The organism is Lysinibacillus sp. fkY74-1 (genome assembly GCF_053165895.1).
The window spans coordinates 3,714,636-3,729,447 of sequence record NZ_CP170173.1 but is presented as its reverse complement, the minus strand read 5'-3'; the positions used below and the strand labels follow the sequence as shown (position 1 = coordinate 3,729,447).

General features: G+C 38.6%; 16 protein-coding genes and 1 other RNA gene. 15 read left to right on the top strand and 2 right to left on the bottom strand.

Annotation, left to right across the window (positions count from 1 at the left end; all coding sequences use genetic code 11):
* The 5 genes from rnr (at window position 1) to ACE1MS_RS18425 (ending at window position 6,788) form a co-directional block, all read left to right on the top strand.
* On the top strand, window positions 1-2,472 hold the full coding sequence (gene rnr / locus ACE1MS_RS18445; protein WP_447402550.1) for a ribonuclease R: 2,472 nt from the start codon (window positions 1-3) through the stop codon (window positions 2,470-2,472).
* A gap of 71 nt (window positions 2,473-2,543) precedes the next feature.
* The gene (gene smpB, locus ACE1MS_RS18440) at window positions 2,544-3,011 is read left to right on the top strand and encodes an SsrA-binding protein SmpB (protein WP_012292260.1); all 468 of its coding nucleotides are present in this window, start codon (window positions 2,544-2,546) and stop codon (window positions 3,009-3,011) included.
* 607 nt (window positions 3,012-3,618) lie between these two features.
* Window positions 3,619-3,974: a transfer-messenger RNA gene (ssrA, locus tag ACE1MS_RS18435) on the top strand.
* A 129-nt stretch (window positions 3,975-4,103) separates the two neighbouring features.
* Window positions 4,104-5,078: a tyrosine-type recombinase/integrase gene (locus ACE1MS_RS18430; protein WP_447402549.1), complete on the top strand. Its 975-nt coding sequence runs from the start codon at window positions 4,104-4,106 to the stop codon at window positions 5,076-5,078.
* 1,014 nt (window positions 5,079-6,092) lie between these two features.
* Entirely contained in the window at window positions 6,093-6,788 is a 696-nt protein-coding gene (locus ACE1MS_RS18425; RefSeq protein WP_447402548.1) for a hypothetical protein, read from the top strand.
* Between the two features lie 27 nt (window positions 6,789-6,815).
* Here ACE1MS_RS18425 and ACE1MS_RS18420 read toward each other — a convergent pair whose 3' ends face one another.
* On the bottom strand, window positions 6,816-7,046 hold the full coding sequence (locus ACE1MS_RS18420; protein ID WP_447402547.1) for a hypothetical protein: 231 nt from the start codon (window positions 7,044-7,046) through the stop codon (window positions 6,816-6,818).
* A 132-nt stretch (window positions 7,047-7,178) separates the two neighbouring features.
* Here ACE1MS_RS18420 and ACE1MS_RS18415 point away from each other — a divergent pair, with 132 nt between their 5' ends.
* Window positions 7,179-7,436 carry a hypothetical protein gene (locus ACE1MS_RS18415; protein WP_447402546.1) on the top strand — a complete coding sequence of 86 codons (258 nt, stop codon included), beginning with the start codon at window positions 7,179-7,181 and terminating at the stop codon, window positions 7,434-7,436.
* 332 nt (window positions 7,437-7,768) lie between these two features.
* On the opposite strand, the gene ACE1MS_RS18410 is transcribed toward ACE1MS_RS18415, so the two are convergent.
* Window positions 7,769-8,788, bottom strand: coding sequence for a hypothetical protein (locus ACE1MS_RS18410; protein ID WP_447402545.1), 1,020 nt, complete (start codon window positions 8,786-8,788; stop codon window positions 7,769-7,771).
* Window positions 8,789-9,654: 866 nt separating this feature from the next.
* Here ACE1MS_RS18410 and ACE1MS_RS18405 point away from each other — a divergent pair.
* From ACE1MS_RS18405 to ACE1MS_RS18365, 9 genes are all read left to right on the top strand, one after another.
* Entirely contained in the window at window positions 9,655-10,140 is a 486-nt protein-coding gene (locus ACE1MS_RS18405; protein ID WP_447402544.1) for a helix-turn-helix domain-containing protein, read from the top strand.
* A gap of 244 nt (window positions 10,141-10,384) precedes the next feature.
* Entirely contained in the window at window positions 10,385-11,299 is a 915-nt protein-coding gene (locus tag ACE1MS_RS18400) for a hypothetical protein (RefSeq protein ID WP_447402543.1), read from the top strand.
* 79 nt (window positions 11,300-11,378) lie between these two features.
* Entirely contained in the window at window positions 11,379-11,615 is a 237-nt protein-coding gene (locus tag ACE1MS_RS18395; protein ID WP_285395987.1) for a helix-turn-helix domain-containing protein, read from the top strand.
* A gap of 42 nt (window positions 11,616-11,657) precedes the next feature.
* Window positions 11,658-11,912: a hypothetical protein gene (locus ACE1MS_RS18390; protein ID WP_447402542.1), complete on the top strand. Its 255-nt coding sequence runs from the start codon at window positions 11,658-11,660 to the stop codon at window positions 11,910-11,912.
* Window positions 11,913-12,049: 137 nt separating this feature from the next.
* Window positions 12,050-12,244 carry a hypothetical protein gene (locus ACE1MS_RS18385; RefSeq protein WP_447402541.1) on the top strand — a complete coding sequence of 65 codons (195 nt, stop codon included), beginning with the start codon at window positions 12,050-12,052 and terminating at the stop codon, window positions 12,242-12,244.
* Entirely contained in the window at window positions 12,241-12,699 is a 459-nt protein-coding gene (locus ACE1MS_RS18380) for a hypothetical protein (RefSeq protein ID WP_447402540.1), read from the top strand. Before ACE1MS_RS18385 ends, ACE1MS_RS18380 begins: the two co-directional genes overlap by 4 nt.
* Window positions 12,699-13,793 (top strand): SU10 major capsid protein, encoded by a 1,095-nt coding sequence (locus ACE1MS_RS18375; RefSeq protein ID WP_447402539.1) that lies wholly within the window; start codon window positions 12,699-12,701, stop codon window positions 13,791-13,793. The genes ACE1MS_RS18380 and ACE1MS_RS18375 overlap by 1 nt, the downstream gene beginning before the upstream one ends.
* A 280-nt stretch (window positions 13,794-14,073) precedes the next feature.
* Window positions 14,074-14,376, top strand: a complete 303-nt coding sequence (locus ACE1MS_RS18370; protein WP_447402538.1) for a hypothetical protein — start codon at window positions 14,074-14,076, stop codon at window positions 14,374-14,376.
* A 119-nt stretch (window positions 14,377-14,495) separates the two neighbouring features.
* Entirely contained in the window at window positions 14,496-14,810 is a 315-nt protein-coding gene (locus ACE1MS_RS18365; protein WP_447402537.1) for a hypothetical protein, read from the top strand.
* The last annotated feature ends 2 nt before the right edge of the window (window positions 14,811-14,812 follow it).

Genomic DNA, 14,812 nt, shown 5'->3' with positions numbered 1-14,812 from the left:
ATGAAAGACCAAAAAGATACACTACAAGGTCGGTTACTTGTTTTTTTCGGCCAAGATGATTACGAGCCATTAACTGTCGGCGAAATCGAGGATGAATTCGGCTTTGAGGATGCGGAAGAATTTAAGGAGCTTGTCAAAACATTAGTCCGTATGGAAGGACAAGGCTTAGTTGTTCGTTCTCGTTCCAATCGTTATGGCCTACCAGAACGTATGAATTTACTAAGAGGTAAATTTATCGGTCACGCGAAGGGCTTCGGTTTTGTAGCGCCTGATATGGAAGGCATGGATGATGTATTCATTCCACCACATGAAATTAATGGGGCTATAAATGGCGATATCGTTCTTATTCGTGTGTTAAAAGAATCATTTGGTGACCGCCGTGAAGGGACCGTAACAAAGGTCGTTGAACGTGGTCAAACAAGCTTTGTTGGCACATTCCAAGCTAACCGTGGCTTTGGCTTTGTTGTCCTTGACGATAAGAAGCTACCAATGGATATCTTTATCGCAAAAGGTGATACATTAGGCGCGGTTGATGGACACAAGGTTGTGGTCGAAGTAGCAACTTGGCCAGAAGATTTAAAATCTGCTACAGGTTATATTACAAAAATTTTAGGACATAAAAATGATCCAGGTGTGGATATTTTATCGATCTTATATAAGCACGATATTCCACCCGAATTCCCAGACGAGGTCATTGCTGCTGCACAAAGAGTGCCAGATGACATTACAGAGGCTGATTTAGTAGGTCGTCGTGATTTACGTCATGAAACGATTGTGACAATTGATGGGGCTGACGCTAAGGACTTGGATGACGCAGTAACCGTAACAAAAAATGTAGATGGTACTTATAAGCTTGGCGTACATATTGCAGACGTTAGTTATTATGTAACGCAAGGCTCTGTCATTGATCTTGAAGCCTATGACCGTGCGACAAGTGTTTATTTAACAGACCGTGTTATCCCGATGATCCCGCATCGTCTATCAAACGGCATTTGTTCATTAAATCCGCAGGTTGATCGCTTAACACTATCCTGTGAAATGATTATTGACGCGAATGGAAATGTTATTGCACATGAAATTTTCCAAAGTGTTATTAAAACAACTGAACGTATGACGTATAAGGATGTCTACAAAATTCTAGAAGAGCAAGATGAAGCGTTAATGAAACGCTACGAGCCACTTGTACCGATGTTTAAAAATATGGCAGAGCTGTCTGGCATATTACGTCGTAAACGCGAATCGCGAGGGGCCATTGACTTTGACTTTAAAGAATCCAAAGTGATTGTAAATGAGGAAGGTTGGCCAGTTGATATTGAGCTTCGTGAGCGTACAGTAGCAGAAAAATTAATTGAGGATTTCATGCTAGCTGCCAATGAAACAGTAGCGGAGCACTTCCACTGGATGAATGTACCATTCCTATACCGTATTCACGAAGATCCAAAGCCAGAAAAGCTTCAACGCTTCTTTGAGTTTGTTACGAACTTCGGGATTTTAATTAAAGGTACAGGGAATACGGTGCATCCTAAAGCATTACAGGATGTCTTAAAGGCGATTGAAGGTATGCCAGAGGAGCCTGTTATTTCAACGATGCTGCTACGCTCGATGCAACAGGCAAAATATTATCCGGAAAGTCTAGGTCACTTTGGTCTATCAACGGATTTCTATACACACTTCACATCACCAATTCGCCGTTATCCGGACTTAATCGTACACCGTTTAATTCGTACGTATTTAATTAATAAGGATACTTCTCGAGAAACGGTCGCTCAGTGGGGAATGGCAATGGATGAAATTGCCGACCACACATCAGAGCGTGAACGCCGTGCGGTTGATGCAGAACGTGATACAGATGCTTTGAAAAAGGCACAATATATGTCAGATAAAATTGGCGAAGAATTCGAAGGAATCGTGTCATCCATTACCAACTTCGGTATTTTCGTGGAGTTGCCAAACACGATTGAAGGACTTGTCCATATTAGCAATATGACAGATGATTACTACCGTTTTGATGATCGTCAAATGATTATGATCGGTGAACGTACAAATCGTCAATTCCGTATTGGTGATGAAGTAACAGTCCGTGTGGCCAATGTCATTATTGAGGAGTCATCCATTGACTTTGAAATCGTTGGAATGGTAACTTCATATGGACGAACACGCAAAGCAGCGCCAACGGTTATCCACGCACGTAAAAATTATAATGACAACAAAGGTGGACGCAGTAGCAGAAGCACACGTAGCGATGACGAAAAAGGAGGGCGTGGTGGCAGCCGTAGAAGCAGTCGCCATGAGGAGGAAAGCGGAAGTCGTAGTACAAAACGCGGAGAACGCCGTGAAGGTGATCGCGACCCACGTGGACGTCGCAAAGATGACTCCAGCAGCCCAGGTCCTAAAAAACGCATGAAACAAAAGCAAAAATTCTATGAAGGCATTGCAAAGAAAAACAAAAAGAAAAAATCAAAACGTAAATAAGCATGCGCGAAAGTGTCCTAGGAAAGGATGCTTTCGCTCAAGCTCAACCTTTAAGTAGAGGGTGAATCAAAATGGCAAAAGGTTCAGGAAAAGTATTAGCACAAAACAAAAAAGCTGGACATGATTACTTTATTGAAGACACAATCGAAGCAGGCATGGTACTAACCGGCACAGAAATCAAATCCATCCGTGCAGGAAAGGCCCAACTAAAAGATTCTTACGTTCGAATTACAAATGGCGAAGCATGGATTAGCAATATGCATGTCAGCCCCTTCGATCAAGGAAACCGTTTCAATCACGACCCACTGCGCGCCCGCAAATTGCTTCTTCATAAAAAGCAAATCGGCGAGCTAGTCGGTGCCGTCAAACGTGACGGCTACACGATTGTGCCATTGAAAATGTACATCAAGGACGGCTATGCCAAGCTCTTAATCGGTGTCGGCAAAGGGAAAAAAGACTACGATAAACGTAACGACATGCGCAAAAAAGAAGCCAAACGCGAAATGGAACGTACCTTCAAATCCAAAAATCAATATTAAGAGATTAGGAGAAAGCTCACCTAGTGGTTGGTGAGCTTTTTTACTTTGGCTAGGAGGGTGCTGGAGGGCGAGGTGTGCGGGTGAGACAGATAGGGGCGCGAAAGTGATGGATAAAAGTAAGAATGGGGTGGATAAAGTAGAGAAAGTGGCGGATAGAAGTTAAAGGTGGGGGATAGAACAGGGAAAGTGAAGGATAGAAGTTACAGTGTGGCGGGTAGGACAGAGGGATGGATAGAACTTAAAATGTGGCGGATAGAACAGGGAAAGTGACGGATAGAAATTAAAAAGTGGTGGATAGGAGAGGGAAGTGATGGATAGAAGTTAGAGTGTGGAGGGTAGAGCAGAGAAAGTGATGGATAGAATCGAGAAAGTGACGATGGAATCGAGAAAGTTGCGGATAAAAGTTAAAATGTCACGGATAGCCTCTAAGTCCAAGCCTTATGTTTCCTACTAAAGCGGGACACTTGAACTATCGCTCATTATGTTCTATAATATAAATTACTGATTGCCAGATTTCATGGAAGCGTACTTTTAAGCTCCCACCGTACTAGAAGCAATTCTAGCTCTTTGTTTGAACGAGGCTCAACCGCTTCGATTCATATATCAAGGGGACGTTACGGATTCGACAGGGATGGTTCAAGCTTTAGTCGCGCGTCGGAGGGCTCGGCTCCGTCATCAACGACAGTTATATAATAACTGGCAAACAACAAAACTTAGCTTTCGCAGCGTAAGCTCGTAAGCGCTCTGCCTCTCTATCGCCCATGTAGAGAACGTGGGGCCCAACTTTAGTGGGATACGGTCGATGGTGCCACCTGAGTCATCGTCAAGAGATTTCCAGGTTAGCGTACAGGACGCCTGTTTGTCGGCATAATGTTACGCGAATCGTAAATAGGCAAACTACACGCGTAGAAGCTGAAGTATTGGAGTCTTTGGACGCGGGTTCGACTCCCGCCGTCTCCATAATTAACAATCGTTATTTGTAGCGTTATATCAACGTTCAAATGGCGTACATAGCGTCTGACACTGTACAATCATACAGTCAAGCGGACAACAATCGACCTTCTAATCTTAACGGATTAGGAGGTTTTTTGCGTGGTTAAACGTACGAGAAAACATGGAGCATTTGCTGTCGAAGAATCATTCGATATTGATTTTAAGCGCATAGAGGACAGACGCGATTCATTAACGGTACAACAGGCTCTAAAGACGGTCTTTCGCCAAATGGAAATCAGCGGTAACAGACCACGAACAATCGAAAGCTATGCGTTTGCATGGAACGAATTTATCAAAGTGACAAGCGTTCGATACGTGGAGGATATTGATGCGGATATGATTTACGATTACTTGAACGAAATTGACGTATCAAATGCAACGAAACTAGTTCGCTTGAAATCGTTGAAGGCGATCCTTAATCGTTTCTTCGATAACCGTTGGATTGAGATTCGTTTTTGGTCGAAGATTCAAATTAAAGTTGATAAGACGATTAAAGGCGCATCGAAAGAGAGCGACGTTGAAGTATTGCTATCGCTTATTGACCGCAGCACTTACGTTGGTTTCCGTGATTCAGTTGCGATTTTACTAATGTATAAAACGGGGCTACGTATTACAACGATTGGAGAATTACGTGAACGTCATATCAACTTTACCTCTAATACGATTGATATGGACGGTGCTGTCCTTAAAAATCGCGATACGTTAAAGCTACCGATCGACGATCAGTTGGCGGAAATGTTGAAAGTATTAATCGAGAAAAACAAGCAGATTCGCCGTAAATACAATACGCGTAATACTTACGTTTTCTTATCTGCTAATGGACAAGGCATTAATAATAGCCAGTCGTCCAGTAACGCTATTTCGAAGTCATTGACGAAGTATGCAAGAGAGTTCGGCTTAAAGAACGTCAATGCACATGCGTTAAGACGAGCATTTGCGACTAACTTATTAAATCAAGGCGCTAATGTCGCTTTAATATCGAAAGCTCTCGGACACAAAAGTTTGGAGACAACAACCGTCTATCTCGATTTAGAGAAGGAATTTGTTGCAGAGTCTTTACGTGATTATTTATAAACAGAAAAAAGCCGCTAGTGCTACGAACACTAACGGCTTCTAACTTAATATCTACGCTAAAAATTGCCTGGCAGCAATAGCGTTTCTTAGGGTTCATTATATCGAAAGTTTTTCGGTGATGCAACTTCTATTAAGTGCATCCTTTTTTAGCAGTAGCGACGAGGTTGCCCATAATTCGTCGTTAAAATAACCTGGAAAGGTTGCCGAACCGTTGCAAAAAATCGGCTATATCCCTGTCAAAGCGGTTTCTTGTTTCCGTTGGGATGAATCGGGGAGTACGCCCAATTTAACGGTACGGTGGTTTACTGGCTAACTACGGTTAGGGTAAGCGCAGCCAAGCGGACAAGCAGTTAGCAAAAGCTAACCAATCAAGGACGATCCGCACACGTAGGACAGTAATTACGTGAGGTAACGCAGAACGAAAGTTCTCTACGAAACAAGGCGACGAGCAACCTCAATAAATCTCCATGACGTTGAATGATCGTGTAGTTACTTTATGTCTATTACTCTTTTTTGAGTTTTAGATGTAAGGTAACAACTTTCTCCGATTTCCTAATTTCATCAGCCATTCTGTTGAAAAATCAGGTGATTCTGTCAAGCGGCAATATACAATAAATATTGGTGTTTTTGGTTATTGGAGCATAGAGTGCAGCACGCTTTACATATCTTTTAACTAGGGTAGATTGATAAAGGACGGTGTATATATTAATGATGTATAACCAAGAAAAGTTAAAGAAGTTTGCGGAAGGTGTTCGTAAGCAGACGGAGAAATATAACTTGTCTACAACGCCTAAAAGAAAGAAGAAAAAGAAAGTAGTGAACATAATAGAGGAAAACAAAAGCGCAGCCGATTAGGCTTGCGCTTTTTTAAAATTTAAATTATTGTTTTTAGCATTAGTGTTGTTAAGAATATAATATCTTGAGGTTTATTTGATGTTAAAAGATATACTTCATGATAGGATAAATATAAATGTTATGTAACAAATTGTATTCTTATTTCTGGGGGTTGTTATTTTGAGTGGTTACTATGGTAATGAAACTGTAAAGGGAATAAAAGGGATAGATGTTGTTGAGGATTGTCCTCATTGTAAAAAAGCTGTTGTACCACAGATCCGATATACAAATTATGTCTGGAATGAAGATTATAAATTACAGGGAATTGATATTGTATTAGAGTGTCCTAGAGAAAACTGTAACAAAATTTATCTAGCGAATGTAGTTTATGATGAATACGAAGTAGATGGGTTTAATCAAAAATACTTAATTGATTTTACCATCCATCCGACTAAATATGAAACATTTGAGGATAACCATATTGAGCAGCTCTCACCAATGTTTATAAAAATATATAATCAAACTTTAAAAGCCGACGAAATGAATTTATCTGAAATAGTAGGGTTAGGTTATAGGCGAGCGACAGAATTTTTAGTGAAGGATTACATAAAAAAATTAATTGAGGAAGGAGAGATTGATGAATTAACTATAGAAGATGTTGAAAAATCCTATAGAACTAATAATTTAATTCAGAAATATATTAGAGATACTAGAATTAAAGATGTTGCTAAGAAATTCTTTGATTTAAGTAATGATTATGCTCATTATGAAAAAATTTATACACACAGAGATATAAATGACCTGAAAGTTTTAATTAAATTATTAATTTATGAAATTAAAATGAATATGGTTTACCGTGAATATGAAACCTTGTGAATGCTTTTGGATAGAAGACGATAGCCATTATTGGCCGTCGTCTTTTTTATCGTCTACCCACTCTATACGCTTACCAATTGCCATTGCTATTTGATGTGCTTCATCATAGCGTAATGATCCACGACTCAATTTGTTCGATAAGTTTTGAACTGACGTCTTTTTGTCCTCAGGTAAATCTTTGTTTAATTTCTCAACAAGTTCAGTCATAGTAATGCCAGTAGCAGCTAAGTAGCTCTTAATTTCGTTTTTAATATTCATATAAAACACCCCTTTTTACTCTACAATAACACGTTTATAAATATTTTTAAACTTTTTCGTGTAAAAAGGTTGACTAATTAAACGTTTTCGTTTAAATTTACACTAATAAGTAAAAAAACGGGAGGTTTTACCATGATTACACAATTGCAAATTTTCGAAATTGAGCCAGGTTATTCGTACGTTGTAGAAAGAACTCAGATTATTGACGGTGTATATTTAGAAGTATTTAAGCAACCAGGATATGAAGACGATGCGATTTTATATATCGGTGATAGTGAGATTTTATTCAAATGGGATGATGAGGCACGCTCAATCTTCTCCGAATTGGATACCGCAGAACCTATCGAATTACTAGCGATTCTTGCGCAAGCACCGAAAGTATTAGCTTAAATTGAATCATACTCGCGCCAACGGGTTGAGCCGTCCGTTTTGCGCCAACATTACGGACAATAAACACGCTAGGTCAGCGCCAAATGACCCTAAGCAATTAATACGAAGGATCATTGCGCCAACAATGGTCGTTGAAAACTAGGTGCGCCAACACCTAGTTTTCTTTTTTATCGTTTGTTTAACTAAAGCACCCGTTAGTTTGTAAGAACAGCGACACCTCTTTAACAATCGCGCCTATTTGTTGAACAATTTTTTGTCGAATTGTTAACTTCACTGCTCTATTTATAATGTTCTTTAATTTTCTCGTCTCCTTCTCTAAGTAAGTTGACAAGCTATTGGGATAATTTTGTATGTATTTTGTTCAACTCATTTTTTGTACCTTTCTTCAATTTTTCTTTTCGTTCCATTTCCACTTTTTCTTCAAGGATTAGTAATATAGCTTCTTTAAGAGTGTCATAATGTAAATTACATTCTTCTTCACTTAGCTGATGAACGCCTTTACTTAAAATAGCGTAAATAAAAGGATTTATTTCAGCTAAGTAATTAGGTACATAACCATTTGCGTGTAACATTTTTACTTTATCTTTAGTCTTAGATTCATTGAATGCTTGTTTATCTATATTATTTTCAAGTTTGGCTTGTTCAAATTGTTCAAAAATCAATTTCTCGAAAATCCTACGCAAATAAAGAAAGGCTCCCACACCCATATTATGTGTTTTTAAAATTTCTGCATTTGTTAATTCTTTAGTTACACTCTTGTCTTTTAGAACTTTCTTATATTCTTTTAAAGAATTATCGAAATCTAGAATTGAGGGATATTGTCCAGTCTTTATTAAATAATTATCATCAGTCAATTGAAATATTACATAAAATTTATGTTTATCTTTTGAAGTACATTCTAAATTCATTTGCAGAACTCTATTTTCATCAAATATTCGTTCTATAAATTCTTTAAATTTCTTAACAGAAACCTTCGCTGCATGATCATCATATTCCTCAAATTCTTCTGACATGCTGTACATATACGAATAAGTTGTAAGTGATGAGTCTAGAAGTTCATTTTCTATTTCATAACCCTTGTGAATGATTTGAAGTTCTCTTTTACAAAAAGGGCAATAGTAATAGAAGTTTTTTTCCTGTGTGGCTAACGTTTTTAGGTATTTAACGTCACTGTTTTCTGAAAAATGTATGTGGTAGAGAATTTCTGGTACATCATCTTCGTCATAGCTTAAAGTCTCCATTTCATTTGTCGTTTCAACAGATGTATTAATTTTTACTTTAGTATACAAAGGAAAGTCAAACAAAAGATAAGGGCCTTTTCCAGTAAAATCACTTAACCGTTCATATTGCATATAAACATCTCCTAATTTTATTAAGTAAGATAATTTTACCATAAAAAACTAAGTTTCTTCCAAAAGTCATCGCAATTATGTATCTAGAAGTTTTTAAATTAGTATAGATTTATTCTATTAAATGGCCTGATTGCTGAACTTACCTGCCCCGTTAGTTGAATAGCAACAATCTTTCAGAAACCGACATTAATACAAACGTACAACACATTGTTTTGCCTTTCTAAATCAAGCTGACAGACGTTTTATATCGTAAGTCGACTATTTATCATACGAAGGTTACAACGCCTAAAACGAAGGAGAATTTACGAACTAGCTTCTTATATATATGACGGTCTACATGCTGCAACGTGAGGACCGTTATTTTTTATACTAATTTTGCTGTTAAAATGTGCGAAATAAAAAATTTATCTATATTAGACAAGTAAGAAAGGTATTAATCGTTGTTTGATTTCTTTTTCACGTAAGTGTACGAAACTCATTTTTTCTATATATAAGTCAGTAGGGAGATATTTAAAAGTGTTAACAGAATTTAATTTTACAGACCAATGTAAGTAGGTGAAAGTATTTCGTTCATTTTGTTGCAAAAGGGATATTTCAAGTCCGCTTATTATAGTAGAAAGAAGTTTTTCGTAAGTTTGCGAAAACGTGTCCCAAAATAACGCGTTTTAGTGTGCATTATATAGTAGGACGTAAATTATCAGAAATATGTCCGAAACTGAATTTTCATTCGGGTATATAAAGTAGGGGCAATTTTACCGGAAGTGTTAATGAAATTAATTTTTACCGTGCAGTGTATAGTAGGAGGTAATTTCGTCGAACAACCGACGTTCACATATAAAAATACAACAGCAAAAGGAGACGATATTATGACGGAACAAAAGCAAACAATTGATGAACAAAAGGTATTACCATTTAAATATGATGCCGGTTGGACCGGGGTTCCTAACGCCATATTCGAATTATATTCATTTCATCCAAAGTTTACAGGCGCAACACTACGAGTCTATCTTTATTTACTGCACCGTTTTAATCATACAGAGGGGTACGCTTGGCCAACGCAGGATCAAATAGCTGATGCATTATGCGTGAGTAGGAGTACCGTAGTGACTGCTATCAGCACGTTAAAAGAATTAGATTTAATCTTAGTAAATCGTAATCCTACTTATGATAATGACGTGTACTTCTTCAAACGCCCCATTACGAATCGTACAGCGTTTGATCACAGGTTTCCCGAGGCCTTAGCGAAGCGAATTAAGCATGAAAGGTCGAGACTTGCTGATATTCAACAAAGACATGAGCGTAAACAGGCATTTGAAAAGATACAAGCTGCAGCTAAAGATGGGTTGTTATGATGCTCATATTTTACGATGTGTAATTATTACTTTGCAGTGGTGTAATATCTGTACCGTATTAATACTTACTTACTAAGACTTACGTATAAAGACTTAAAACATTTAGCGCTCATTAATGCTTAAAAGAGTGCATTAATAAACGCTATCTATCACTCTCATATATTAGTGATGGTATTTAAAAGAGCATGAACAAAAAATACAACGTGTGGTTAGATTTTTACACCACATAAATGGAGGCCAGCCAATGACGAAAACAGTCGCAATTAAATTAAGAAAAGCGGGTCGTGCATTAATTGAAATCGCAGAAGCAGAAGGAAAAACGATAACGTATGAAAATGTATATCCTGGTTCTGTATTCACACATAAGATTCTAAAAGCCCGACATAAACCGTTGTATAGTAAAGATTTTCCGAAGCAGAAAAAGCCATCGATCCTAGAACGATTTGCGAATGTTGATGAGGTGTATTTAAAGTGTGCGCCTAAAGGTTCGCTTGAATATGATGGGTTGCAGAGAGTGAAGATATCGGAAAGTTGCGATCAAGAAAAGGCCCGCATATGTCCACCTGTTACTGATCGCTCATACGTCGAACGCTCTGACTTTACGTTGCAAGACTTATATAACGATATTCGATCGGTCATAGAGTGGTATTCAATCGCCACGTACTTGATGCGCTTGTTGATTTTCGGTAATTCAGCCTTAGTTACGTACACTGACCGTTTAGATTGGGATTATTACAGGAGTGAGCGAAAGAAATTCCGAAGTTGTCGCTACAAATACTGCTTAAATATGTTTCCTATTGAAAGCGATAATATCCGCCAGGGAGATTCTAAACGAACGGATAGTCGTTATTGCTGTGATACTTGCCGAAAAGCAGATTATGACGCAACGGAGCGATATAAAAAGCATGGCTCATATTTACCTGTATATTTCTACGTAGAGCAAACCGCTGAACATATTGGAGACACGGCTAGGATGCGTGAAGTAGCCAAACCTATAGAAGCAATTGAGCGTAGGAATGTTAAAGGAATCGCCACATCACCGATGAAAGGTAAACAACGAAAACGTGCTGAAAAGCCAGAGTTTAAGCCGTTTTTAACTGTAAATATTGCCACTGGAGAAGTGAAATATACGTCGGAAAATCACCTATACAAGTATTAAGGGCGGATTAAGCCCACATTTATTTTTGGGGTAGTAGCGTCTAAATGAAACACGATAAATCAAAATGAGGAGGGAGACAATGGATTTGCTGTGGGAAATTTATGGAATGCGTAAACATAAGAAATTAACGCAAAGAGAGTTTGCAGAAATGCTTGGTTTTTCTCGTAGTGCTGTGAATGATATTGAAAATATGCGAAGAAATCCAAGCGAAAGCTTTTTAGTTTCATTTAATCAAATATTTCATTCTGAAAAAACGGATGAATTCTATTCTTTTTTAGATATTTTAAAGGAAAATTCATATAAATATCCAATTTAACATTAACGCAAAATGATGTCTTTGTAAAGGGGGTTTATTATTTTGTCCGCTGATTTGTGGCGTTTAGATAACGCAAGTTTCGCACTCTACGTCGATACCTCGCATGATCGTGAAATTCGCAACATTAAAAGGTCGCGTGATTGGAGCGTCATAGCAACATACCAAAAGAATGGACGAGTTGTCGGCTTGCAATGGCGAGTTCCTGAATCGGACTATCGAGCAGCAAAACGTATAGAAAATCGGATTAACAAAGGTGTACATGAAATCGAGAAAAAGCCTTCGTTAGACACAGGTTAGTGATTAGATGAACAAACACCTTACCTAGTGTTCTATCGTCGCTTAAATCAAGCGAAACGAAAGATTCATGTCAATATATGTAGCTGAAAATGCAAGGTGTCAGTGAGGACGATGCCTATTAAAAGGAGGATTTAAAAATGACAGAAGAAAAACAACCGGTAGTAGAAGAAAAATTATTTACACAGAGCGAACTTGACGAAATTATTACTAAACGTTTAGCTCGTGAGCATAAAAAATGTGAAAAGCCCGAGATATTAAAAGTACGAATTGAGGAACTTTTAAGGGAATTAGCTGAATACGCGGATGCGCTTTCTAGGGAGGTGAGTAAGTGATAGATGAAAAACTGGACGAGCAACCTACTGTAGAAACGCAAGTAACCGATCAATCGACAGAAAAAACGGAAATTGACGAGTTACGAGCGCAAGTAGCTGAGTTTGAAGCGCTAAAAGCACAAATAGCAAAACAAGAGGCGACTCAAAAAGCAGAGATATTCGCGCAGAAGGTCGAACAATCGGGCGTTAAAGACTTCGATAAATTACAACCGTTCCTAGATGCTACAAAGCTAGAAGGCGATGCACTCGACGAACTGCTCGGCATTTTGCAGGGAATGAAGCCAAAGCCGGCACCAATTGGCACAGCAACAAACGGCGGTAGTGGAAATAAAACCGATCAACAGATTGTACTCGCAGAAGCAGAGGTAAAAGCCAGACGCACGGGCACAGTCGAAGATATTGCAGCATTCAGCGGATTAAAACAAAAAATTAAACAATTTGGGGGACGACGATAATGACAAACGCAATTAACACAACAAACTTAGTAGGTAAGAAAGAATCTGTAGTAGATGAGGTACTTTTACTTAATCCAAATCAAACACCTTTAATCAACTTACTTGGTTTCAGTAATCCAGTAACAAATACCATTCATCAGTGGTACGAAGATAAAATGTTTGATACAAAAACGAAGGTAACAGCCGCAGCAACTGCAGCAGCAACGGAATTAACAGTGGCAAGCGTTGAACCGTTTGTAATTCATTCAGTCGCGCAGATTGACGAGGAATTAGTCCTTGTTTCAGCGATTGATGCTTCGGCTAAGAAGTTGACAGTTGAGCGTGGATACGCGGATACTACTGCGGTTGCAATCGTTAAAGATGCCCAAATCGAGTTCCAGTACGATATGACTCCGGAGGGAGCAGACGCTCCGAAATCGCGATACAAATCGCGTACTCCACAAAATAACGTAACGCAAATCTTTATGGAATCAGTAGAAGTAACAGGTTCAGCGCAAGAGGTTGAGCAGTATGGTGTAGATGACCTCTATAATTACGAAAAAGCGAAGAAACAGTTAGAGGTAGCACTCCAACTTGAAAAAGCATTAATCAACGGCATCAAGCTTGATAACGGCATTGTGCGACATATGGCTGGATTACGACAGCTAATTAAAACGAATGTAATCGATGCTGTAGGCGCATCAGTGACAGTTAAAATGCTGGGAGACTTGGTGCAAGCCGTATTTGAAAAAGGTGGTCTGGCTAGTGGTGGACAGTATGCGTTTATTGTATCGGCTAATCAAAAACGTGCAATTAGCGACCTCCAAAGCGATAAAATCCGTATTGTCCAAGCTGAAACTAGTCGAGGTCAAGTAGTTGACCACATCGTCACAGAGTTTGGCCGTTTCCCGGTAATTATGAATGATAACGTAAAACCGACGGAATTATTCTTCATCGATATTAACCGTACGAAAATTAAGCCGTTAGGTAGTCGTGGTTTCCATCACCAAGACACTGCAATCACAGGCGACCATCGACGTGGTTTTATCGTAGGCGAGTACACGCTCGAGTTCAAACAAGAGTCGGCGCATGGTCGAATTAAAAATCTAGTGTAACAATTTCCAAGAGGTTAGCGATAATTTCGTTGCCTCTTTTTTATTACGGCGGTTTATTCCGCCACCAAGCCTTTTGATGCGGCGTGAGTCGTGGCTTACCTACGGGGCTGTAAATTGTCATAGGGCACTAGGCGTGGAAAACCTGGTGTCCAATCTCCGAACTAAGTGGTATTGTAGCACCGCATTTTGGGCGTCGTGGCTTCTACCGGCTACGGCGCCTCTTTTTTTATTTACAAAAAATGGAACCGATTTATTGTTAACTTAAAGGACGGTGTTCAAAATGATTAACGGACAAAACATATCAAGTATTATTGAAAAAATGAAAAAGTTGCATATTAATGATCCTGCAATTTATAAATATTGGGATCAATTGATTTTAGAATTTAATGACGTGAACGATACCATATGTTTTTTAGACGGTTGCACAGAAGAAGAAATTGGTTGGTTATCATCGGTTTTCGATGATTTGGCCTATAAATTTCAAAGTAAGGGATATGCAGAATGTCTTAAGAGACTGGATGAAAAATATCCGGATAATGTGTTATCCAATTTGGTTGAATTAGCAGAATCGTGTATCGATTAATACCGTGCTCTTAAAAAGAGTTGCGGTTTTTTATTATTGTGCGGGTTTTACGCTCGCAGCAGGACGCTCTATTTTAGGGCGTCTTTTTCTATGCAAAAAATGCGAGGGGGCTACGGAAAATGAATAACGCAGATAGAGAAATAGAGATTTTAACTAATGCCACATTACTAGCAGGCGCTTTACTAAACGCAGACGAACGTAAGCGTGAGTCGATGTTGCCGAAGTTAAAAGTACTTGAAAACGAAGTGAAAATGACTCAACTAGATGTACACAAAAATTTAAAAAGATTAGTAATTATGACGGTAAATGCTGCGATAAGGTATTCCTTTAGCGGAAAGCAGTCAGACGCAAAACTAACTCGTAGGAACGGAAATGAAGTGGCCAAAGAATTAGGACGTTTAAAAAGACTTGCACACCGTAAAGGGTGTGATTAGTT

Bases quoted from the DNA above. Each gene is read 5' to 3' on its own strand.
- ACE1MS_RS18420 (WP_447402547.1), bottom strand. From the start codon at position 7,046: ATGAATATTAAAAACGAAATTAAGAGCTACTTAGCTGCTACTGGCATT.
- smpB (WP_012292260.1), top strand. From the start codon at position 2,544: ATGGCAAAAGGTTCAGGAAAAGTATTAGCACAAAACAAAAAAGCTGGA.
- ACE1MS_RS18410 (WP_447402545.1), bottom strand. From the start codon at position 8,788: ATGCAATATGAACGGTTAAGTGATTTTACTGGAAAAGGCCCTTATCTT.
- ACE1MS_RS18400 (WP_447402543.1), top strand. From the start codon at position 10,385: ATGACGAAAACAGTCGCAATTAAATTAAGAAAAGCGGGTCGTGCATTA.
- ACE1MS_RS18395 (WP_285395987.1), top strand. From the start codon at position 11,379: ATGGATTTGCTGTGGGAAATTTATGGAATGCGTAAACATAAGAAATTA.
- ACE1MS_RS18365 (WP_447402537.1), top strand. From the start codon at position 14,496: ATGAATAACGCAGATAGAGAAATAGAGATTTTAACTAATGCCACATTA.
- ACE1MS_RS18375 (WP_447402539.1), top strand. From the start codon at position 12,699: ATGACAAACGCAATTAACACAACAAACTTAGTAGGTAAGAAAGAATCT.
- ACE1MS_RS18370 (WP_447402538.1), top strand. From the start codon at position 14,074: ATGATTAACGGACAAAACATATCAAGTATTATTGAAAAAATGAAAAAG.
- ACE1MS_RS18385 (WP_447402541.1), top strand. From the start codon at position 12,050: ATGACAGAAGAAAAACAACCGGTAGTAGAAGAAAAATTATTTACACAG.
- ACE1MS_RS18415 (WP_447402546.1), top strand. From the start codon at position 7,179: ATGATTACACAATTGCAAATTTTCGAAATTGAGCCAGGTTATTCGTAC.
- ACE1MS_RS18405 (WP_447402544.1), top strand. From the start codon at position 9,655: ATGACGGAACAAAAGCAAACAATTGATGAACAAAAGGTATTACCATTT.
- rnr (WP_447402550.1), top strand. From the start codon at position 1: ATGAAAGACCAAAAAGATACACTACAAGGTCGGTTACTTGTTTTTTTC.